This window comes from Sulfuricurvum sp. PD_MW2 (assembly GCF_002633015.1).
Taxonomy (GTDB): domain Bacteria; phylum Campylobacterota; class Campylobacteria; order Campylobacterales; family Sulfurimonadaceae; genus Sulfuricurvum.
Genome location: NZ_NSIU01000006.1, coordinates 62,168 through 80,244 on the forward strand (window position 1 = coordinate 62,168; position 18,077 = coordinate 80,244).

Genomic DNA, 18,077 nt, shown 5'->3' on the forward strand with positions numbered 1-18,077 from the left:
TAATGTCTAAAAAAATTGCAATGATTTTCCCGGGTCAGGGATCTCAAAGTATCGGGATGGGGAAATCATTTTATGAAAATTCTCCCCTTGCTCGCGAAATGTTTGAAAAAGCGGGTGAACGTATCGGTGTTGATTTCAGCAAACTTTTGTTTGAAGAGAATACGCAACTCGATCAAACGGAATATACACAGCCGGCCATTTTATTGGTTTCAATCATTGCATATAAACTTTTTCAAGAGGCAAAACCGAGTGATGCCGTGGTGTTTTTAGGGCACTCATTGGGCGAGTTTAGTGCACTGTGCGCCAGCGGTGCGATCGACTATGTGGATGCTGTAGAATTAGTCCATAAACGCGGAAAATTGATGACTCAAGCGTGCGAAAGCATCAATGCGGGGATGATGGCGATTTTAGGCTTAGATGACAATGTTGTTGAAGAACTCTGTGCAAAAGCGAACGCTGAAGGAAAAAAAGTGTGGCCGGCAAACTATAATCAAGTAGGGCAGCTGGTTGTAGCCGGTATCAAAGAAGATCTTCAAGCGATGGAGAGTGTATTCAAAGAAGCAGGTGCGAAGCGGGCATTATTGCTCAATATGTCGATTGCGAGCCATTGTCCTCTTCTTGAACCGGCGATGGAACCGTTGGCCGAAGCGATGGCATCGATGCTCAACGACAACTTTAGCGCACCAATTATCTCAAATGCGACCACAAACGGTTACTCTACTAAAGATGAAGCGATCGAACGACTCAAAGTTCAATTGATTCAACCGGTGAAATACAAACAATCGATTCAAGCGATTGCAGGTCAGATCGACATGATGATCGAATTCGGTAACGGTGCGGTCCTTAAAGGTCTCAACAAACGAAACGCGCCAGACGTAGAAACTGTAGGGATCAATGACATGGAATCGCTTGCAAAGGTTTGTGAAGCACTGTAATGAAAGTCGCACTCATACAATTCGCTCCGAAATTAAACCGTTCAAATTTGAAGGATGTATTGGAACGGATTGAAGCAAATTCTGATGCTGATGTAATTGTTTTCCCAGAACTTGCGTTGAACGGTTACATGCTTCAGGATAAGCTTTATGAAGATGCATGGAAAACTGATGAATTGCATGCGTTAGCTGAAGCTAGCCAACAATGTGACATCGTCATAGGCGCTGCATTGTGGGATCGAGGAAATGTATATAACAGTGCACTATACTTTTCCAAAGGGGTTCTTTTACATATACACCATAAAAACTATCTTCCGACGTACGGAATGTTCGAAGAGGGTCGCTATTTTTGTGCAGGAAGTCAGACAACCTCATTTGAAACACCTCATGGAAACGCTCTTATGGTTGTTTGCGAAGACCTGTGGCGTGCAGAGACGATTGCCGCGATTGCTGCTTCGGATGCTGAAATCGTTTATGTATTGGCAGCTTCTCCTGCTCGTGATTTTGGGGAAGAGGGGATTGACATCGAATCACAATGGGATTCTCTGTTAAAATCGACGGCTCTTCTGTCGCATAATTATGTTGTTTTTGTGAATCGTGTAGGATTCGAGGACGGCTTAGGTTTTTGGGGTGGAAGTCGTATTATTACTCCAATGGGGAAAAGAGAATCGTGCTTCTCTCTTTTTGAATCTGAATCAAAAGTTTATTCACTCGATCAGCGTTTAAAAAAACTTGGTCGATATTTAGTCAAACATCAATAAGGGAAAAAATGAAAATTGCCATAATGGGCGCAATGCGCGAAGAGATTGAACCGATTTTAAACACGCTTGGAGAATATACGAGCGAAGAGTATGCCGGTAATGTTTTTTATCGAGCGGAATATGCGGGACATGAACTGGTTATAGCCTATTCAAAAATCGGAAAAGTATTTTCTGCGATTACCGCATCGGTAATGTTGGAACGGTATGGGGCAAAAGCACTTTTATTTAGCGGTGTTGCCGGAGGGATCAGCAAAGATCTGCACATCGGTGATTTGATTATGGCAAGCGCATTATGTCAGCATGATGTCGATATCACCGCATTCGGTCATCCGGATGGATTTATTCCGGAAAGTTCAGTGATGATTGAAACCGATAATGATCTTCGCTCTCTTGCTTCAGAAATCGCTATCGATATGGGCGTTGAGCTGTATGAGGGGATTATTGCAACGGGAGATCAGTTCGTTGCAAGCAGTGAGCGTAAAGGGTGGATTGAAAAAACGTTTAATGCGGATGCATTGGAGATGGAAGGGGCAAGCGTTGCTTGTGTATGTCATAACTTCGGTGTTCCGTTCTTTGTCCTTCGTGCTATTAGTGACAGCGCGGATGGTTCAGCTGATATGGATTTTGACGCATTCTTACAAAGTTCAGCACAAGTGAGTGCGAAATTTATTTTAGAGATGGTAAAACGAATTGGCGATTAAACTCAGTAAAAAAATTATGAGCAAAATCGGTCGTACGAATGCCGAGTTTGCTCTGATCGAAGAGGGGGATAAAATCCTCGTAGGCTTGAGCGGAGGTAAAGATTCCCTCACGATGATCCATGCGTTGATGGAACAACAGCGTCGTGCCCCTTTTAAATTTGAGCTCGTTGCGGTCACAGTGACTTATGGAATGGGAGAAGATTTATCGGCATTGATTGCTCATTGTGCCGAGCATGGGATCCCTCATCGTGTCTATGAAACCAATACCTATGAGATTGCGGCGGATAAAATACGGCAAAACTCTTCATTCTGCAGCTTTTTCTCCCGTATGCGCCGCGGAGCATTATATAGCGCGGCTAAAGAGTTCGGATGCAATAAAGTGGCACTCGGTCATCATCTTGATGACGCGGCTGAGAGCTTTTTTATGAACTTTATCTACAATGGACATATGAGAGCGTTAGCACCAAAATATCGAGCAGGGAACGGTCTTATCGTTATTCGTCCGCTCATCCAGTTACGTGAGCGTCAACTCTCTGCATGTGCTTTGGAAAACGAAATGCCGACCATCGGTGATGAAGCGTGTCCGTCGATGCGATTCGATGTCAAAATGCCCCATGCGAGGGCGAGTATGAAAACGATGCTTTTCGAGATGGAGCAAAAGTATCCTGACCTATTTGTTTCGATCAACTCAGCTTTCGGTCATATCAGCGACGATGCTTTTTTTGACCCCTCACGTTTTAACCTGTAATAAACTAACCACTTTATGATCGGCACGGCTCAGTGAGAGCTCTGCGATCTCATCGATCTCAAACCACTCGAATCCCTCTTCGCTACAGGTGTCAGCACTTAGATAGATCTCTGCTTCCAAGGTAAAATGACTGTAGTGTTGTGTGATGTGTCCTAAATGCTCTGCAGTAGACGGTTCAGTTGTCTCATAAAATCCCCACAATCCGTGCAAAAATTTATTGCTTCTTTGTCGCAGTGCATAACGGTTGTTATTATGATACACGATAATGTTGCGGGTGCGAATCGGTTTAATCGTTTGTTTTTTAGGTAAGGGATACGATAATGGGCTATTTTTCCCCTCACACCATAATTCAAATGGGCACGATTCGCATAAAGGTTTTTTTGGCAAACAAATCAACGCACCTACATCCATCATCGCTTGATTGTATGCATATGGATGTTTGGTATCAAAAAGTCTATAGGCATATTCCCACAGCTTTTTTTCATCCCTCTCTTTCAGTGCAAAATAACGGTGAAGTATCCGTTTGACATTCGCATCGAGAATCGGCAAGGGCTCATGATAGGCAAAAGCGGCAATCGCGTGAGCGGTGGAACGCCCGATACCGCTGAGCTTCATTAGATCGTGGGCATTGGTCGGTAGTATTCCGTTGCATTGACGGGCGGCATTGTGGAGATTGCGTGCGCGGGTGTAGTAGCCTAATCCTTCCCATTTTTTGAGGACATCATCAAGCTCGGAGGTAGCAACGTCGGCGAGGGTAGGGAACCGCTCTAAAAACGGAAAATAAAACCGCTCCAACACCGTTTTGACCTGTGTTTGCTGGAGCATGATTTCGCTGAGGTAGATGTGATAGGGAATATCGGTGGTACGCCACGGAAGATCGTGACGGCCGTGTTGGGCATACCAAGTTAGAAGGGATTTATGGACTTTTTGATGCATGACATATTGTACCTCAAAGTGTATTTTGATCGCATTCAACTGTATGCTTTATAAGAGGCATTGAGCTATAATCCAACAACTTTTAATTGGATAAATTATGATTATCTTGAGAGTGATGAAGAATCTTTAATATGGATGAAAAGATGACAGGCAAAGAGGGGAAATAATGGAAGAGTTCATTGAAATATTTTTGAAAAATAAATGCGATGAAATTCCATCGAGTCAGACCGAGAATACAAATAAATTTTTGCCATTTTATGCCACGATTCCAAATGATGATTTAGCCTATCTTTTCTCTTATTTACACACTTCATTCAATGGGTTGTTTCAATTTCTAAATGACAAAATTACAGTAAATCATCATTATAATGCTGATGCGAGCAGAGAATTAATCTCAGTGATAGATTTCTATAAAACGTTGGACCAAGCATTAAAGGAGACTCCATATGAATTTGAATTAGACAATTCATATTTGGAAGTTATACACCAGTGTGAAGGATTTTTATCAGGTAGTGGAGGCAGTGCCATACCTGCTGATTTTGAAAAAATTAATATCATTGAAATTAAGCCTATTTTTAAAGTTTTATATTTACCCGATATGACAAAAACTACTTTTTCAAATAATCAAAAGCAAAATATTAAAGAAACACATATGCAAACAGTAAAAAGTAAAGTATTTATCGTGCATGGGCATGACAATGAAACGAAACAAGAAGTAGCTCGGTTTATCGAAAGTATTGGATTGCAAACGATCATACTGCATGAACAAGCTAGTAGAAGCATGACGATTATTGAAAAGATTGAACATTATTCTGATGAAGCAAACTTCGCTGTCGTTTTATATACTCCTTGTGACAAAGGAAGAGGATCATTAGAAACCAATGTTCCGGCTAGAAATAGAGCTAGACAAAATGTTGTTTTTGAACACGGGTATTTAATGGCGAAAATCGGGCGACAACATGTATGTGCATTGGTAAAAGGTGAAATTGAAACGCCAACTATACTACATTGGATGCTTTTGGTGGTTGGAAGAAAGAATTGATGAAAGAACTAAAAGCTTGTGGATATAAACTGGAGATTAATCAATGAGTAACATTCTCATCTACCAAAACGAAAGCGGAAATATCAAAGTCGATGTACGGTTCGAGGATGACTCTCTCTGGTTGACTCAAGCACAAATCTGTGATGTGTTCGGCAAAGCAAAATCTACCATCAGTGAACACATCAAAGCTATTTTTGAAGAGGGAGAGTTGGCTAAAGATTCAGTTGTTCGGAATTACCGAACAACTGCCAGTGATGGCAAAAGCTACGATACAGACTACTATAACCTCGAGGTCATTATCGCCATAGGCTTTCGGGTACGTTCATCAACTGGGACGAAGTTCAGAATTTGGGCAAATGAAAAACTCAGAGAGTATATTACCAAAGGGTTCGTTCTAAACGATGAGCGGTTTAAAAATGTTACCTCGATGAGCTATTTCGATGAACTCCAACAACGTCTGCGTGAAATCAGGATTTCGGAACGATTTTTTTATCAAAAAATCAAAGATATTTATATGACGAGCATCGATTATGATCCGAAAGACGAAAAGACAGTAGAGTTTTTTAAAATCGTCCAAAATAAACTGTTGTGGGCGGTTTCCTCGCAAACTGCTGCCGAACTTGTCCATAACCGGATTGATATTTCTTTGCCACAAATGGGGATGATGTCATTTGATAAAGAATCCAAACATATCACCAAAAAAGACGTCAGCATTGCCAAAAATTATCTGAACGAAGAGGAGATAAAACTCCTCGGTTTGCTGGTAGAACAGTATTTGGCATTCGCCGAAACGATGGCTATGCAACAGATCCCGATGTACATGAAAGACTGGATTGCGAGGCTGGATGCGGTGATTTCACTTAACGGAAGAGAACTTTTGAACCATGCAGGCAAAATTAGCCATCAAGTGGCAAAAGAAAAAAGCGAAATAGAATACCAAAAATATAAAAATCTTCAACAAGAACGAGAAAAAGTGCAAAGCATGAAAGAACTTGAAGAAGATATAAAAAGAATATCGGGGTAGATATTCTTAACCAATCATTGGCGGTTTAAAATACCAGTATGCTCCGAGTATGAGAATACCGAAGAAAGCTATTTTAAAAACCCACTTCATTAGTTTGAGATAGAGTAAGAATATTATGATACCGATTAGTCCCAAAGAACTTAATCCGTATCCGCTCATCAAAAAATCGATCATTTGGACTCCAAAAGTAAATGTGCCATTATAGCAAATGGTATAATCGCATGTATGAAAACCGTGAATCAAATTTTTACTGATACGATCGAAATCAAAGGTTCGAAATTTATCGCTCATCTGATGCCGATCGGTATGTTTGAACGTGAAATGGAGCGTTTGAGAGAACTCCATCCAAAAGCGGTACACTGGGTGAGCGCTTCGCGAAGTCTCAATGAATTTGATCAAATCGTTGAATCTTCCAGCGATGACGGTGAACCCAAAGGGACATCAGGGAAACCGACATTGAGCGTATTGCAAGGGCATGAGCTGATCAATGCGGCGATTATCACGGTGCGTTATTTCGGTGGGACGAAATTAGGTCCAGGGGGATTGGTACGAGCGTATGCCGATGCGGCGAATGCTGCGTACACACAAGCGGAGTTATTGCCGTATGAAAAGCTTTTTGTTCACACGATTGAATGCAATTATTCTACCGTCTCGATGGTCGAATACGAAACCGTTCAAAAGCATATACGGGTTCTCTCCAAAGAGTTTGGAGAAAAAGGTGCCACTTTTAACATTGAAGGGTCGGCAGAGAATTTAGAGAGTTTTTTTACTGCTTTGGGGAGGACGATCCAAAAAATTTGATTACTCTTTACTCCACAGCTTTTCGTTGAGCTTCAACTCTTCTACCAATCCTATTGTATTTTGGAGGGTGCTTACATACTCCATTGCCTGTTTGTAATCAAGCAATGAGGTAAATACGGCGGGTTCAAAGAGATCTTTTCCCGTAGCGATACCGACATGGATATGATTATGGACAAATGAGATGAATAGAGGATGGGAAATCCGGCGCTGAAAATCTAAAATCCGTTTCATCATCGAGTGGGAGAGGATATAGCGCGCTTCGATTTGATCAGATCCGTAGACGACAAAGTGCTTTTCAAACTCAGGATCGTCCATGCGGATGAGACCGTCACGGGTAAAATTGATCGATTGAAGCCAACCTCCGATCAAAGAACCGAAGCTCTTTTCGGCTTGGTCCGGTAATATAAGGGTTTTAGCTTTAAAGTGCTTGTTAAACTCGGCAACAACAAAGAGTCCGCGAAAGAGGGTATGCCACTGCGTACGCCCTTTGGAATCGCGGGTTTGGTATTCGGCATGGACATCAGAAAACTCTAGAGGTACACCGTCAATGGAACCTTTGACATAATCGTTTCCACTGTAGCGAACAATAGAGTGTTTAAAGAATTCACTGCGTTCAAAGAGATGCTGTGAGACCATGAAAGTGGGGTTATAGAGCAAATGCGGATCGATGGCTCCGATCATGGGTGTAATGATATGCTCTTTAAAGTCTTTGGCGTATCCGGATGTCATAGATCGGTAGGTGATCGATGAGAGGATGATAAATCCAAAGACAACTGCTAAAGAGAGAGGATGAAAAAGACCGAAGCTTTTTCCTAACCATAGCGCTACGAGAGCAAAAGCAACGATTCCTATCCCTCCGTAAAATTTGAGCTGAGATACGATTCGTTTTCGGGTCTCTTCAAGCTCGTTGAGAGAAGGGTAGAGCCCCTTGTAATAAAAATCGGTGAGTTCGGAGGTCGATTTCATAATGGATCCATTATTAAAAAATCTGCCTCGAATGAGGCAAGCTTTAGCGCCATAGCGGCTAGCGTAGATAAAGAGATTTTATTCCTTTGTCGTTCTATTAAATAAATTGTGGACGTCAACGTTCTGACGCTCAGCAACTGTGATTTCAAATACACTTCGTTTTTGAAGGCTCATCCATCCGGCGATAAAGTTGGTTGGGAACATTTCGATAGCGTTGTTGAGATCAGTAACCGATTGATTATAGGCTCTACGTGCGGCAGAAATCTGTTCCTCTACTTCATTCAGTGAACGCATCAGATGCATCACATTCTCATTGGCTTTGAGATCGGGATACGCTTCCATGGCGACAGAGATAGATCCGAGTGCCGCAGAGAGTTTCGCATCGAGAGCGATTTTGGCATCATCGCTGATCCCGCTTTTCATTGCCTGTGCACGGTATTCGGTTATTTTTTCCAATGTCGATTTTTCATGCTCCATATACCGCTCTACCGATGCAACAAGATTGGGGATGAGGTCGTATCGTTTTTTGAGGACGGCATCGACACCGGCGAAGATATTATCTACTTGATTTTTTTTACTGATGAGGGAGTTGTACATCAAAATGATCATTAACGTGAACATACCAACGACAATCAGAAAAACGTTCATGGGAAATCCTTTGTAAGTAATTCTCTATTTTAAGCGAAGTTTTCTAAAGAGAGGTTTATAGTTATTTAAACAGGAGGTGCGATATGCAAGTGACATCATATACATTTAAGTCCCCGTATCCTCAAGCGATACAAATAGGGCAGCCTGATCCTAGCAGTATAAAAAAAGAAGAGAAACCACAAAATGCTCCTATACTAGAGAATCAAAAGCCTTCCGTAAGTGAGGGAAATATCAATCCTAGTGCAGGAAGCAGTATAACTATTTCGCTGAGTGCACTGCAAAGCGGGAATTCTCAAAGTGGTGTATCGGAATTTAAAGCATTGGTAAATGTCAATCAAGGGCAAAAAGCGTATTCGGAAGCAAGTTAAAAGGATTTTTTTGAAGAAGATGGCGCAGCGGACGGGACTCGAACCCGCGACCCCCTGCGTGACAGGCAGGTATTCTAACCAACTGAACTACCGCTGCAGCGCCAAATAATGGTGGGAATTACAGGACTCGAACCTGTGACATCTACCTTGTAAGGGTAGCGCTCTACCAACTGAGCTAAACTCCCGAGAGTTTTATAAAAAAAGTAAAATAACATGGCGCAGCGGACGGGACTCGAACCCGCGACCCCCTGCGTGACAGGCAGGTATTCTAACCAACTGAACTACCGCTGCAGCGCCAAATAATGGTGGGAATTACAGGACTCGAACCTGTGACATCTACCTTGTAAGGGTAGCGCTCTACCAACTGAGCTAAACTCCCGAGAGTTTTATAAAAAAAGTAAAATAACATGGCGCAGCGGACGGGACTCGAACCCGCGACCCCCTGCGTGACAGGCAGGTATTCTAACCAACTGAACTACCGCTGCAGCGCCAAATAATGGTGGGAATTACAGGACTCGAACCTGTGACATCTACCTTGTAAGGGTAGCGCTCTACCAACTGAGCTAAACTCCCATGAGTTTAAATAACTTTGAACAAGTGGCGACCCCTAAAGGATTTGAACCTCTGTTCCTACCATGAAGTGATAGTGTCCTTGGCCACTAGACGAAAGGGTCACTGAAACCAACCATGGTGTCCCGTGATGGATTCGAACCATCGACCCCCTCATTAAAAGTGAGATGCTCTACCGGCTGAGCTAACGAGACCTCTTTAATCATCCTGATAAAAGACGATTGTGAGGGCGAAATTATAGGGGAAACTTTACGTTTTGTCAAGCTGTTTTTGAAAGATATGAAAAAAGGACGCTCGCATCCCCCTCTACCGAGGGAAATACAATTAGGAAGGTGTTGCGTTAACTAAAGAAGAGTTCTTTATCGATATTCAAAAGCATTTTGACGGCCATTAAAACACTTTGTTCTTGGATGTAATTTCGATCACCTTCGAAATGAAAACGTTCCGTATGAACGGTCGTTTTTGAGCGCGCACTAATATACACCGTTCCTACCGGTTTTGTCTCAGTACCGCCTGTCGGCCCTGCAATCCCGCTGATAGAGAGTGCATAATCGGCAAAACTGACATTCATCGCTCCCTCAGACATCTCTAATACGACCTCTGCACTCACAGCCCCGCGAGTTTCGAGTGCGTGATCGTCTACCGCAAGCCAGTTTGCCTTAAGTGTATTAGAATAGGTGATAAGCGAGCCCTCAAAGATATTTGATGCACCGCTGTGAGAAGTAAAAAAATGAGCGAGTGACCCTCCGCTGCAACTCTCGGCAAACGAGAGCTTTTTTTTGTGATGGGAGAGTTTTTCTATGATGTAGACAGCCACATTGGATGCCGCGATCACTTTGTGATACATCAATCCACGGGCTGATGCAATAAACTGGGATAAATTTCCGTGTTTACGGGTATGGATACGAATTTTTAGCCACCCCTCGACGAGTTCACTAAACTCGAGTTTAACATCAAAGTTTTGAGCTAAGGGTTCGAGCAGTGTTTGCGCACTGGTGAGCTCTTCGTTAAAGAGATGGATGGTAGAGAGGCGGGACTCATCGTCAATCAAAATCGGAGGAAGTGCTCTCCCCTCTGTGGCTAAAATCACATTGATTTCAGAATTATTGTGACTTAAGAGATAGCTGCCGTGTTCAAGTACACTGGCGCGGGATGGGATGAGCATCTGTTCTTTTAAAATTTGATTGTCAGCCGTAACGGTACTGAGGAGTTTCCCGACGATAGTAAAGGTATTTTTGGTTGTAACGATGATGAGTTTGGATTCACTTTTTAACAGAGTTTCTAAGTGTAAAAATAGCCCTTTATCCGATTCTTCGAAATAGCTGATAGAATCGATTGTTGATAGAGAATTTTTAATGCTTCGAAGGATATAACGTTCATACGCTTCATTTAAAATCAACCGATTGCCTACGAAAATAACATCACGTTTCATGGATTTTCCAAGTAAAAATTTGAGATAGTATAGCATACCTCCCCATCGTGACAGCAAAATTTAAACCCCTTGAAGCTATAATGCACCACTTTTTCTATAAGGTAACAGATGGATTATAAAGAGACCCTCCTTCTACCTCAGACCGAGTTTCCGATGCGCGGAAATTTGGTTCAAAATGAGCCGACACGTTATGCGGCATGGATTGCCAACGATGTTTACGGCCGTATGAAAACTGCGCGAGCAGGGGCGCAGAGCTTTACGTTGCATGATGGTCCTCCGTATGCTAATGGGCATACCCATATCGGCCACGCACTTAACAAAGTTCTCAAAGATATTATTGTCAAATATCATTATTTCAATGGAAAATCGGTTCGTTTCACTCCGGGATGGGATTGTCATGGATTGCCGATCGAGCAGCAAGTTGAAAAAAAGCTGGGCGGAAAGCAGAAAAAAGAGGAACTCTCTACTGCCGAAGTGCGAAAATTGTGCCGTGCTCATGCCGAAGAATTTATCAACATCCAACGTGATGAGTTTAAAAAGCTCGGTGTCGTTGCCGACTGGGACAACCCGTATTTGACAATGGATTCCAAATTTGAAGCCAATATCTATCGCACTCTTTGTGCTGTAGCAAAAAAAGGGCTGTTGATTGAGCGTTCCAAGCCGGTTTACTGGAGCTGGGCGGAGCGTACGGCACTTGCCGAAGCGGAAGTTGAATACGAAGACAAAGAGGATTACTCGATTTATGTCGCGTTTGAACTCAATGATGATGCTAAAGTTCGTGCAGGGATAGAGGGTAATGCTGCCATCGTCATCTGGACGACGACACCGTGGACATTGCCTGCCAATACGGGGATTTCTTTAAATCCCGATGAAGTCTATGTTCGAACGTCAGACGGTTATATCGTCGCCGAAAAACGCTACAACGCTTTGATCGAAGAGGGTGTTTTTACCGGAACCGTCGTACAAAAAATCGAAGCGAAAAAATTTGAAAACAGCTATGCGATCAACCCGCTCAACGGCCGCGGGTCCCATTTGGTCCTCGGTGAGCACGTATTGATGGAGAACGGTTCGGGATGTGTCCATACCGCTCCGGGACACGGGGAAGATGACTACCGTATCGGGCTTCGCTACAACCTCGAAGTCGTAATGCCGGTCGATGAGACGGGGTGTTACGATCAGACGGTTGTCCGTGAAAAACTTCTCCCGAATGCCGAAGAGTTCGTCGGAACCCATATTTTTAAAGCCAATGAGTCGATTATCGCCCTTTTGGGTGAAAGTGCGCTGAAAGTCTCTAAATTCCGGCACTCCTATCCGCACTGCTGGCGTTCACATACACCTCTGATCTACCGTGCGACAAAGCAATGGTTTATCAGCGTTGACGGAACCCCGGAAGGTGAAACGAAGACTCTTCGAGAAATTGCTCAGGCTGAAGTAGCCAAGACGGCATTTTATCCTGAGAGTGGGCGAAACCGTTTGGGCTCAATGGTAGAAAACCGTCCCGATTGGTGTATTTCCCGTCAACGTGATTGGGGTGTTCCGATCGCATTTTTCCGCGTCAAAGCTACGGGTGAAGTGATACTCGATGAGAAAGTACTTAATTACATTGCAATGATTTTTGAGATGCACAGTACCGACGCATGGTATTCGATGAGTATCGAAGAGCTTCTTTACCCTGGATCTGGCTACAAAGCCGATGAGCTTGAGAAAGTTTCTGATATTCTCGATGTATGGTTTGATAGCGGCTCGACGTGGAATGCGGTGCTGAAATCGCGTAATTACGATGCAGGGACGTATCCTGCCGATTTGTACATTGAAGGTTCGGACCAGCATCGAGGATGGTTCCAAAGCTCCCTCTTTTTGAGTACGGCAGTGGAACATGTTGCTCCGTACAAAGCGCTACTCACTCACGGCTTTACGGTTGATGAGAAGGGCGAGAAGATGTCAAAATCAAAAGGGAATGTCGTCGCACCGGAGAAAGTGCTCAATCAGTACGGCAGTGAAATTCTCCGTCTTTGGGTTGCGATGAGCGACTATCAAGGAGATTTGAAAATCTCGGACAATATCCTCAAACAAATTTCGGAACAGTATCGTAAATTGCGCAATACATTCCGTATTATGCTTGCGAATCTTGATGGTTTAGAGTCCATCGTTCCGTATAGTGAAATGGGCGAAATCGATAAGTGGATCGTTGCAAAAGCCAAAGAAGTATTTGACGAGACACATCGATTGTTCGGTGAGTACAACTTTGTTCACGGTATGAGCGGATTGAATTATTTTATTGTTAACGAACTCAGCGGTATCTATATTGATATCACGAAAGACCGTATGTACTGTGATGCGGCTACATCTGCAGAACGTCGCTCAACACAAAGCGCTATGGCTATTATTGCCCGCTCGATGTTGGGATTGATCGCTCCGATTTTGACCTACACAGCGGATGAGATTTTTGAAAATGCCCCATCGGTAATTAAAGGTTCTGCGACCGATATCTTTGATATCACCTATACCTCGATCGAGAGTGTTGAGAGTAACTGGGATGAAGCGACAATGAAGCTTATCCGTGAAAAATTCAATGAAATCGTAGACGGATTGAAAAAAGAGAAAGTGATCAAAAACACACTTGAACTTGTTATTTCAACAAAATCCGCTATTGCAAAAGAGATGAAAAAAGGGGATATTGAAGAGTACCTTGTAATCTCCAAATGGTGTGCATGCGAACTCAAAGATATCTTGGGAACGTTTGAAATCGAGGGTGAGCAGTTTAATATTGCTCTCGCATCGAAAGCAAAATGTCCTCGTTGCTGGAAATATCACAGTGAAAACGAAGAGACACTGTGTCCGCGTTGTGCGCAGGTTGTTGCATAATGATCGATTTTACGCAGCCTGTTCCATTTAGCTTTATTGCTGAAACGGTCGGGGTTATTTTTATCATTATCGCTTTGGGCATTATGATGGTAAAACAAGCAAAAAGTAGAAAGGAACGTGTATGATAACACTCAAAGAGGCACTCAAGCTCTCAAAAGAAGAACTCATCTCGCTCAAAGAAGAGTTGAAAGCTAAAATTGCTGATAATCCGGAACTGAATGCCTATATTGATGTCCTTAACGTCGGTGAAGGGATTCCGATTGCGATCAAAGACAATATCCAAGTCACAGGATGGTCGGTTACATCGGGTTCGAATATCCTGAAAGGCTATATTGCTCCTTACAATGCGACGGTTATTGAAAAGCTACTTGCGGCGAATATGTCACCGTTTGGCCGTACCAATATGGATGAGTTCGCAATGGGATCAACAACCGAGAGCAGCTGTTATGGAAAAACACTTAACCCTCTCAATCCTAATTGCGTACCGGGCGGAAGTTCAGGTGGATCAGCTGCAGCGGTTGCGGCAGGTTTAGCAGTTGCGGCGCTTGGAAGCGATACAGGCGGATCGATTCGTCAGCCGGCGGCGTTTTGCGGAATCGTAGGGATGAAACCGACCTATGGCCGTGTAAGCCGTTATGGTCTGGGGGCGTATGCAAGTTCTCTTGATCAGATTGGTCCGATGACTCAGAACGTTGAAGATGCGGCAATTTTGTACGATATTATCCAAGGATACGACCCAAAAGATTCGACGAGTGCAGATCGAAATGACGGCACCGTTAGTGATAAATTAGATCCGAATGTAAAATATAAAATTGCGATAGTGCCTGATTACGTCAAAGATGCTTCCGAAGATGTGCGTAATGCGTATGAGAAAGCGATTGATGTACTGAAAAGTGCAGGGCATACTATTGTCGAAAAAACTTTGATGGATCCGAAATACGATATTTCAGCGTATTACATCACTGCAACGGCGGAAGCAACGACCAATCTTGCGCGATATGACGGAATCCGATACGGTAATCGTGTCGAAGGGGAAAATTTAAAAGATACGTTTTTACAGACCCGTTCCAAAGGGTTCGGAGCGGAAGTGCAACGCCGTATTATGCTTGGAAACTTTGTCCTCTCTTCAGGTTATTATGATGCGTATTATGTCAAAGCACAAAAAGTGCGTTCATTGATTCAACAAGAGTATAATAAGATTTTCGATGAAGTAGATCTCATTTTAACTCCTGTTGCGCCTCGTACAGCGTATGAATTCGGTGCATTGAGTGATCCGTTGGAGATGTACTTGAGTGACATTTATACCATTTCGGTTAATTTAGCAGGACTTCCTGCAATCTCTTTACCGGTTGATACTGCAACAAACGGTATGCCGGTCGGGCTTCAGCTTATTGCCGCTCCGTATGCGGAGCAAACACTTTTCAACGGGGCACTAAGCCTCGAAACCAAACTCAAAGGATAATTGATGAATATTCGTAAACGCGCGCTCACTTTTGAAGATGTATTGCTCATCCCTAAATACTCGGAAGTCCTTCCAAAAGAAGTCAGTTTAAAAACTATGTTGACCCGTAATATTCCCCTCAATATTCCGATGGTTTCAGCTGCAATGGATACGGTTACCGAATACCGTGCGGCGATTGCTATGGCTCATTTGGGCGGCATCGGAATTATCCATAAAAATATGGATATCGAGACGCAGGTAAGACAGATCAAAAAAGTTAAAAAGTCGGAAAGCGGTATTATCATCGACCCGATTTACGTTCACCCGGACGCTACTCTTGCGGAAGCGGAACAGCTGATGAACGAATTTAAAATTTCAGGTGTTCCAGTTGTAGACGGACACAATAAATTGCTCGGAATTTTGACAAACCGTGATATGCGTTTTGAAAAAGATTTGAAAAAAGAGGCAAAAGAGGTGATGACACCGATGCCACTTGTGACAGCAAAAGCAGGTATTACCCTCGAAGAAGCTGAACAAATCATGCACAAAAATAAGATTGAAAAACTTCCTATTATTGATGAAAACGGCTTTCTCAAAGGTCTTATTACAATCAAAGATATTAAAAAGCGAATTGAGTATCCGCATGCGAATAAAGATGACTTCGGACGTCTACGTGTCGGAGCGGCCATCGGTGTAGGTCAAATCGATCGCGCAAAAGCGTTGGTTGATGCCGGTGCGGATGTTTTGGTACTTGATTCGGCACACGGTCACTCAAAAGGTATTATTGATACGGTTAAAGCGATCAAAAAAGATATGGTGGTTGATATCATCGCCGGAAATGTGGCTACCGCAGAAGCGACCGAAGCACTTATCGAAGCGGGAGTTGACGGGGTAAAAGTCGGTATCGGACCAGGATCGATTTGTACGACTCGTATTGTTGCAGGTGTCGGTGTCCCGCAAATTTCTGCAATTGATGAGTGTGCAAGCGCTGCACGCAAACACGGTGTACCGGTCATCGCGGATGGCGGTATTCGCTATTCAGGCGATATCGCTAAAGCACTAGCTGTTGGTGCTAGCGCTATTATGGCAGGATCATTGTTGGCTGGAACAGAAGAATCTCCAGGAGATACGATTATGTATCAAGGACGTCAATACAAAGCATACCGTGGTATGGGTTCAATCGGAGCAATGACCAAAGGTTCAACCGATCGTTATTTCCAAGAGGGTACTGCTGCGGATAAACTCGTTCCGGAAGGGATCGAGGGGCGTGTTCCGTATCGTGGTACGATCGCGGCAGTTGTTCATCAAATGATGGGTGGATTGCGCTCATCTATGGGATATTGCGGAAGTGAAAGCATTGAAGCATTCTGGGATAAAGCAGAATTTGTTGAAATCACGAGTGCAGGTCTAAAAGAATCTCATGTACATGATGTTATCATTACTCAGGAAGCGCCTAACTATCATGTATAAAAAACAATACCTTATCGATTTAATAAACATTAAACCGATAAGGAAACTTGGGAAAATATTGGCTATATCGATACAATTGCACAAAACCACCTAAAAGGATGAATATGCAACTTCAAACTGAAGCGTTACACGCAGGCTATGATAAAGATACCCAAAGTACGATGGCTGTACCCATCTATCAAACAACGGCATATGAATTTCGTGATGTCGAACATGCGGCAAATTTGTTTGCACTCAAAGAATTAGGAAACATTTATACCCGTTTGAACAATCCGACAACGGATGTATTTGAAAAACGTTTTGCACAGCTCGAAGGCGGCGCTGCAGGTTTGGCGGGCTCAAGTGGAATGGCTTCTATCTTTTATGCTATCGCGAATGCGGCAGAATCGGGAGATAATATCATTTGTGCACGTCAACTTTACGGCGGAACGTTAACTCAAGCGTCGTTTACGTTAAAGCGATTCGGGATTAGCGCACGTTATTTTGACGTTCAAAATCCAAGTGAAATCGAAGCTTTGATCGATGACAAAACAAAAGCGATCTTTTTTGAGACATTGACGAACCCGAGTATCGATGTAGCGGATATTGCTGCGATTACTGCTATAGCAAAAAAACACGGTGTATTGACAATTGTTGATAATACGGTTGCTACACCGGTTCTGTGCCGTCCGTTGGAACACGGAGTTGACGTTGTTGTCCACAGTGCCAGTAAATATACGACGGGGCAAGGGCTTGCTATCGGCGGTATTATGGTAGAGCGCCAAGGTTTGGTTGATTTCATCAAAGGAAATGCGCGTTATCCGCAGTTTAATGAACCGGATGAAAGCTATCACGGGCTAGTATATGTGGATGTACCGTTGCCGATCTTTACCCTTCGTGCACGTTTGTCTCTATTGCGTGATTTGGGTGCGGTAGTATCTCCGTTTAACTCATGGCTCTTTATCCAAGGGATTGAAACTCTTTCGCTTCGTATGAGAGAACATTCTCGTAATGCACTAGCTGTTGCGGAGTTTTTGGAATCACATCCATTGGTGAAAAAAGTCAATTACCCAGGATTGAAAAGCAACGCCAACTATGCAAATGCACAACGTTATTTTGAAAACGGTATGTCAAGCGGATTGCTCAGTTTTGAGGTAGAAAATTTCGAGAGTGCAAAAAAGATTGTTGATGCTACGAAACTTTTCTCTTTAGTCGTTAATATCGGAGATAGTAAATCGATCATCACCCATCCTGCATCGACAACGCATCAACAGTTGTCTCAAGAAGAGTTGGCGGCATGCGGTGTACCATCAGGTCTTATCCGTTTAAGTATTGGATTGGAAGCATCTGAAGATCTTATCAATGATCTGAAAGCTGCTTTGAGCGTATAAAG

18 protein-coding genes and 8 tRNA genes are annotated in these 18,077 nt (G+C 43.2%); 13 read left to right on the top strand and 13 right to left on the bottom strand.

Going from position 1 to position 18,077, the window contains the following annotated elements; genetic code table 11:
- The first annotated feature begins 2 nt into the window (after nucleotides 1-2).
- From fabD to CJD30_RS04620, 4 genes are read left to right on the top strand one after another with little or no spacing between them, the layout of a single operon-like run.
- Nucleotides 3-935, top strand: a complete 933-nt coding sequence (gene fabD / locus CJD30_RS04605; protein ID WP_294916772.1) for an ACP S-malonyltransferase — start codon at nucleotides 3-5, stop codon at nucleotides 933-935.
- Nucleotides 935-1,693, top strand: a complete 759-nt coding sequence (locus tag CJD30_RS04610) for a nitrilase-related carbon-nitrogen hydrolase (RefSeq protein ID WP_294916775.1) — start codon at nucleotides 935-937, stop codon at nucleotides 1,691-1,693. The genes fabD and CJD30_RS04610 overlap by 1 nt, the downstream gene beginning before the upstream one ends.
- 8 nt (nucleotides 1,694-1,701) lie before the next feature.
- Nucleotides 1,702-2,394, top strand: a complete 693-nt coding sequence (locus CJD30_RS04615) for a 5'-methylthioadenosine/adenosylhomocysteine nucleosidase (RefSeq protein WP_294916778.1) — start codon at nucleotides 1,702-1,704, stop codon at nucleotides 2,392-2,394.
- Nucleotides 2,395-2,410: 16 nt separating this feature from the next.
- Nucleotides 2,411-3,142 (top strand): ATP-binding protein, encoded by a 732-nt coding sequence (locus tag CJD30_RS04620; protein ID WP_294916780.1) that lies wholly within the window; start codon nucleotides 2,411-2,413, stop codon nucleotides 3,140-3,142.
- Here the strand turns inward: CJD30_RS04620 and mutY are convergent.
- Nucleotides 3,125-4,078, bottom strand: a complete 954-nt coding sequence (mutY, locus tag CJD30_RS04625) for an A/G-specific adenine glycosylase (protein WP_294916782.1) — start codon at nucleotides 4,076-4,078, stop codon at nucleotides 3,125-3,127. The two genes, CJD30_RS04620 and mutY, sit on opposite strands and share 18 nt — an antisense overlap.
- Before the next feature lie 166 nt (nucleotides 4,079-4,244).
- Between mutY and CJD30_RS04630 the strand changes: the two genes are divergently transcribed.
- Nucleotides 4,245-5,120 (top strand): nucleotide-binding protein, encoded by an 876-nt coding sequence (locus CJD30_RS04630; protein WP_294916785.1) that lies wholly within the window; start codon nucleotides 4,245-4,247, stop codon nucleotides 5,118-5,120.
- Nucleotides 5,121-5,163: 43 nt separating this feature from the next.
- Entirely contained in the window at nucleotides 5,164-6,144 is a 981-nt protein-coding gene (rhuM, locus tag CJD30_RS04635; RefSeq protein WP_294916788.1) for a RhuM family protein, read from the top strand.
- 6 nt (nucleotides 6,145-6,150) lie between these two features.
- Here rhuM and CJD30_RS04640 read toward each other — a convergent pair whose 3' ends face one another.
- Complete coding sequence (locus CJD30_RS04640; protein WP_294916791.1) at nucleotides 6,151-6,318, bottom strand: hypothetical protein; 168 nt, start codon at nucleotides 6,316-6,318, stop codon at nucleotides 6,151-6,153.
- Nucleotides 6,319-6,369: 51 nt separating this feature from the next.
- Here CJD30_RS04640 and CJD30_RS11730 point away from each other — a divergent pair, with 51 nt between their 5' ends.
- Entirely contained in the window at nucleotides 6,370-6,945 is a 576-nt protein-coding gene (locus tag CJD30_RS11730; protein WP_366722932.1) for a YigZ family protein, read from the top strand.
- On the opposite strand, the gene CJD30_RS04650 is transcribed toward CJD30_RS11730, so the two are convergent.
- Together CJD30_RS04650 and CJD30_RS04655 are read right to left on the bottom strand one after the other, a co-directional pair.
- Complete coding sequence (locus tag CJD30_RS04650) at nucleotides 6,946-7,911, bottom strand: DUF3137 domain-containing protein (protein WP_294916793.1); 966 nt, start codon at nucleotides 7,909-7,911, stop codon at nucleotides 6,946-6,948.
- A 78-nt stretch (nucleotides 7,912-7,989) separates the two neighbouring features.
- Nucleotides 7,990-8,559 carry a LemA family protein gene (locus tag CJD30_RS04655; protein WP_294916796.1) on the bottom strand — a complete coding sequence of 190 codons (570 nt, stop codon included), beginning with the start codon at nucleotides 8,557-8,559 and terminating at the stop codon, nucleotides 7,990-7,992.
- 83 nt (nucleotides 8,560-8,642) lie between these two features.
- Here CJD30_RS04655 and CJD30_RS04660 point away from each other — a divergent pair, with 83 nt between their 5' ends.
- A complete protein-coding gene (locus CJD30_RS04660; protein WP_294916799.1) occupies nucleotides 8,643-8,927 on the top strand; it encodes a hypothetical protein in 285 nt (94 codons plus the stop codon).
- A 20-nt stretch (nucleotides 8,928-8,947) separates the two neighbouring features.
- Here CJD30_RS04660 and CJD30_RS04665 read toward each other — a convergent pair.
- The 9 genes from CJD30_RS04665 to CJD30_RS04705 all read right to left on the bottom strand — a co-directional run bounded on the left by CJD30_RS04665 (nucleotide 8,948) and on the right by CJD30_RS04705 (nucleotide 10,965).
- Nucleotides 8,948-9,024: transfer RNA gene (locus tag CJD30_RS04665), tRNA-Asp, on the bottom strand.
- A gap of 12 nt (nucleotides 9,025-9,036) precedes the next feature.
- Nucleotides 9,037-9,112: transfer RNA gene (locus tag CJD30_RS04670), tRNA-Val, on the bottom strand.
- A gap of 29 nt (nucleotides 9,113-9,141) precedes the next feature.
- Nucleotides 9,142-9,218, bottom strand: a tRNA-Asp gene (locus tag CJD30_RS04675).
- A gap of 12 nt (nucleotides 9,219-9,230) precedes the next feature.
- Nucleotides 9,231-9,306 (bottom strand) — tRNA-Val (locus CJD30_RS04680).
- Between the two features lie 29 nt (nucleotides 9,307-9,335).
- Nucleotides 9,336-9,412 (bottom strand) — tRNA-Asp (locus CJD30_RS04685).
- 12 nt (nucleotides 9,413-9,424) lie between these two features.
- Nucleotides 9,425-9,500 (bottom strand) — tRNA-Val (locus CJD30_RS04690).
- Between the two features lie 25 nt (nucleotides 9,501-9,525).
- Nucleotides 9,526-9,601: transfer RNA gene (locus CJD30_RS04695), tRNA-Glu, on the bottom strand.
- Between the two features lie 14 nt (nucleotides 9,602-9,615).
- Nucleotides 9,616-9,691, bottom strand: a tRNA-Lys gene (locus tag CJD30_RS04700).
- A 146-nt stretch (nucleotides 9,692-9,837) separates the two neighbouring features.
- Nucleotides 9,838-10,965, bottom strand: coding sequence for a CinA family protein (locus CJD30_RS04705; RefSeq protein WP_294916801.1), 1,128 nt, complete (start codon nucleotides 10,963-10,965; stop codon nucleotides 9,838-9,840).
- A gap of 72 nt (nucleotides 10,966-11,037) precedes the next feature.
- Here CJD30_RS04705 and ileS point away from each other — a divergent pair, with 72 nt between their 5' ends.
- The 5 genes from ileS to CJD30_RS04730 all read left to right on the top strand — a co-directional run bounded on the left by ileS (nucleotide 11,038) and on the right by CJD30_RS04730 (nucleotide 18,075).
- Nucleotides 11,038-13,794 carry an isoleucine--tRNA ligase gene (gene ileS / locus CJD30_RS04710; RefSeq protein WP_294916804.1) on the top strand — a complete coding sequence of 919 codons (2,757 nt, stop codon included), beginning with the start codon at nucleotides 11,038-11,040 and terminating at the stop codon, nucleotides 13,792-13,794.
- A complete protein-coding gene (locus CJD30_RS04715; RefSeq protein WP_294916806.1) occupies nucleotides 13,794-13,919 on the top strand; it encodes a hypothetical protein in 126 nt (41 codons plus the stop codon). The genes ileS and CJD30_RS04715 overlap by 1 nt, the downstream gene beginning before the upstream one ends.
- Nucleotides 13,916-15,256, top strand: a complete 1,341-nt coding sequence (gene gatA, locus CJD30_RS04720) for an Asp-tRNA(Asn)/Glu-tRNA(Gln) amidotransferase subunit GatA (protein WP_294916808.1) — start codon at nucleotides 13,916-13,918, stop codon at nucleotides 15,254-15,256. The genes CJD30_RS04715 and gatA overlap by 4 nt, the downstream gene beginning before the upstream one ends.
- Nucleotides 15,257-15,259: 3 nt before the next feature.
- A complete protein-coding gene (guaB, locus tag CJD30_RS04725) occupies nucleotides 15,260-16,705 on the top strand; it encodes an IMP dehydrogenase (RefSeq protein ID WP_294916810.1) in 1,446 nt (481 codons plus the stop codon).
- A 104-nt stretch (nucleotides 16,706-16,809) separates the two neighbouring features.
- Nucleotides 16,810-18,075, top strand: a complete 1,266-nt coding sequence (locus CJD30_RS04730) for an O-acetylhomoserine aminocarboxypropyltransferase/cysteine synthase family protein (protein WP_294916812.1) — start codon at nucleotides 16,810-16,812, stop codon at nucleotides 18,073-18,075.
- Nucleotides 18,076-18,077: the final 2 nt, after the last annotated feature.